The sequence below is a fragment of the Trichococcus palustris genome (assembly GCF_900114465.1).
Classification (GTDB): Bacteria; Bacillota; Bacilli; order Lactobacillales; family Aerococcaceae; genus Trichococcus; species Trichococcus palustris.
In genome coordinates, this window is sequence record NZ_FOTD01000048.1 from 1 (window position 1) to 2,734 (window position 2,734).

Annotated in this window: 5 protein-coding genes; 2 read left to right on the forward strand and 3 right to left on the reverse strand. The window is 43.9% G+C overall.

All coding sequences use genetic code 11. The annotated features are described in order from the left end of the window. Both BM101_RS13765 and tnpA read right to left on the reverse strand, forming a co-directional pair. Positions 1-407 (reverse strand): hypothetical protein (locus tag BM101_RS13765; protein ID WP_218149950.1); only part of this gene is annotated, 407 nt, incomplete at its 3' end. After that, the gene (gene tnpA, locus BM101_RS13770) at positions 370-825 is read right to left on the reverse strand and encodes an IS200/IS605 family transposase (RefSeq protein ID WP_087033047.1); all 456 of its coding nucleotides are present in this window, start codon (positions 823-825) and stop codon (positions 370-372) included. The genes tnpA and BM101_RS13765, both read right to left, overlap by 38 nt. Positions 826-1,084: 259 nt before the next feature. Between tnpA and BM101_RS13775 the strand changes: the two genes are divergently transcribed. Both BM101_RS13775 and BM101_RS13780 read left to right on the forward strand, forming a co-directional pair. Further along, complete coding sequence (locus tag BM101_RS13775; protein ID WP_087032753.1) at positions 1,085-1,534, forward strand: 8-oxo-dGTP diphosphatase; 450 nt, start codon at positions 1,085-1,087, stop codon at positions 1,532-1,534. Between the two features lie 46 nt (positions 1,535-1,580). After that, positions 1,581-2,231: a CAP domain-containing protein gene (locus tag BM101_RS13780; protein ID WP_087032751.1), complete on the forward strand. Its 651-nt coding sequence runs from the start codon at positions 1,581-1,583 to the stop codon at positions 2,229-2,231. Between the two features lie 93 nt (positions 2,232-2,324). On the opposite strand, the gene BM101_RS13785 is transcribed toward BM101_RS13780, so the two are convergent. Further along, complete coding sequence (locus tag BM101_RS13785) at positions 2,325-2,642, reverse strand: PTS lactose/cellobiose transporter subunit IIA (protein ID WP_087032748.1); 318 nt, start codon at positions 2,640-2,642, stop codon at positions 2,325-2,327. Between the last annotated feature and the right edge of the window lie 92 nt (positions 2,643-2,734).

A 2,734-nucleotide genomic window follows, 5' to 3' on the forward strand; every position in this document is an offset into this window, starting at 1 on the left:
AGGTCGCGGAAAGTAGGCTCGATCCCAAGAGTTTTCTGACGTTTAAGCGCAGACTTCTTGAATTGTCCTTTGAACGCGTTCTTGTCGAATGCGGAAATTGCTTTCTTGAAATGCTGTTTTGCTTCGTTCGAAGCGAATGCATCCACTTCGTAAAGGTATTTGTTGCCTTCATCATTCCTACGCGTTTGCTTGAATTCTTTGACGGTCGGCATACCCATTTCTTTGAAAGTAGGCAGTTTGTCACCGATGGTGTAGCCATTCTTTTCAAGATACTCATATAAGTGAGCGGTATGAAGGTTGTACATCAAGCGGTCTGCACCAAAACATTGATGGAAGTAGCTTTCTGCTTCATCAGATGTTGGTGTTCCACTATACACATAACCACGATTGACCGTTTCTACTGACATTGGTTTCACCTCCTATCCGTTTTGTTTTTTGGCTCTGGATGTATTTCCGTACTTGTTCCTCAGTATTTTCGCTGACTGTCGCAATGAAATAACTAGGATTCCACATGTGTCCACCCCATAAGTATTGCTTCATTTCAGGGTGCAGTTTGAACAGTCGTCTTGCTGATTGACCTTTGAGCGTTTTAACTACTGCTGGTATATAGGGTTGCGGTTTCATTGAAATGAGAAGGTGGATATGGTCTTTATCCGTTTCTATTTCTTCCACTTCAATCTCTTGTGCAGAACAGATGTCTCGCACGATTTGTTTGAGTGATTGCTCTACTTGATTTACTAGAATTTTACGTCTGTACTTCACAGACCAAACCAAATGGAACTGCAAGGAATAGACATACCCTCGACCGTGTTTGCCTTCTGCCAAAGCTATCATCTCACAAGAATATTATACGAAAATACGTTCGGCTTTCCAAATCATACGTTACTATTTAAGCTTTATTAAATCAAGGTTAATAATGAATGTCAGAAAGTCATAAGTCGGGCTTTGAGGTGCCTGAGGCACCCCTAATCCCGAACGGCGATTCATCTCACGACTAAAGTCACGAGGGTTCTCGCCTAACTCCTAAATTGCTATAATATGAGGGATGATAGATTACAGAATCTAATGAGGAGGATTTGTATTCATGGCAGAAATGGCCGTTTTCACTAACATGTGTATGATTACCGACCATAGCGGGAATGTTTTGGTCCAAAATCGTAGGAACCCGGATTGGCCGGGTATCACCTTCCCCGGCGGAAAAGTACAACCGGGAGAATCCTTCGTGGCTTCCGTAATACGGGAAGTAGCAGAAGAAACTGGACTGACCGTATCGAACCTCAAACTCTGCGGCACAAAACAATTCCAGCAAGACGATGGCTCCCGTTATGTCGTTTTGTTTTATAAGACAAGCACCTATTCCGGAACCTTGCAGTCATCTGAAGAAGGCGAGGTATTTTGGATTCCACGCGAAGATTTGGGAACCTACCAACTTTCGAATGATTTCGATAAAATGGTTGAAGTTTTTGAAAGGGATGACGTAAATGAATTCCACTATACCGTTGTCGACAAAGAGCGGATACCGGAGTTGCTATAGGCAAAAAACTTTTTTAGGCTTTCAAGGCCAGTAAGGGAGGCAACAAATGAGAATCGGAAAGGGGCTGCTGCTTACGGCAATGGCTGCTCTGGCTATCGGTTATTGGATCGATGGCGGGAATATACCGAATGGCTTCACTATCGATGCGGCGCTGAATCGGATCGGCTTGGAAAATCCTTTTTCGGATACCCTGAAGAATACGAATTTGGATGAAAAGATTGAAATTTTGACTAGCAAGGATGGCAAAGCCGTACTGATGGCACCGTTCACAAGCCCAGAAACCATAGATTATGTGCGGGTGGAAAATGAAATCATGAGGCTTCTCAATGAATTGCGAGCAGAAAAAGGCCTGAACACGTTGACAAAAAACGAGACGCTGAAGCAGGCCGCCGATTACCGGGCCGTCGAAACGGGAACTTCCTTCTCACATACGCGTCCGGACGGCAGCGAATTTTACACGGTGTTCCAAAATGAGGCATTTTGGTATGAGTACCAGACGGTCGGCGAAAATTTGGCGATGGCCACCTACTTCAAAGATGAGGAAGGTATGGCGGCGTATTTATTTAATGGTTGGATGGAGAGCGAAGGCCATTATGCGAATATGGTTCGCCCCGAATACAAGGAGGTAGGAATCGGTGTACATTACGATGGGGAGTTCCTATACGCAGTGCAGCTTTTCGGCACACAACGGTCCTAAGAGATCATCCGATCCCAGCTTATCCACCAATATAACAGAAAAGCGGATATATGGGGTTCTCCCGTATATCCGCTTACATTTTCATTGAGAATTTTATTTTTCAAGGCGTTCATAGATTTCTACGATTTCTTTCGCTAAATCTTTGAATGCAATGGAAGTCATCAAATGATCCTGTCCATGTACCATCAATAAAGATAGTTCAACTGCATCTCCGGAAGCTTCCTGTGTAAGCAATCCTGTTTGCGCATGGTGTGCTTCCACCAAAGCTTTTTCTGCATCTTGCATTCTTTCATGGGCAAGTTCAAAATCACCAGTCTTTGCAGCTTCGATCGCTTCGATGGCGTTCCCTTTTGCATCGCCTCCGTGCATGATCAACTGCATGATGACATCAAGGTTTTTTGGTTCTGACATATCATTAATTCCTCCAGTTTATACTATTTCCCCATTAAATCCAAGGCTGTTTTCAATACTTTTTCGCCGTTCATCATGCCGTAGTCCTGCAT

What these genes read in the sequence shown, in the direction of transcription:
- BM101_RS13785 (WP_087032748.1), bottom strand. Translation starts at nt 2,642, where the DNA reads ATGTCAGAACCAAAAAACCTTGATGTCATCATGCAGTTGATCATGCAC.
- BM101_RS13775 (WP_087032753.1), top strand. Translation starts at nt 1,085, where the DNA reads ATGGCAGAAATGGCCGTTTTCACTAACATGTGTATGATTACCGACCAT.
- BM101_RS13780 (WP_087032751.1), top strand. Translation starts at nt 1,581, where the DNA reads ATGAGAATCGGAAAGGGGCTGCTGCTTACGGCAATGGCTGCTCTGGCT.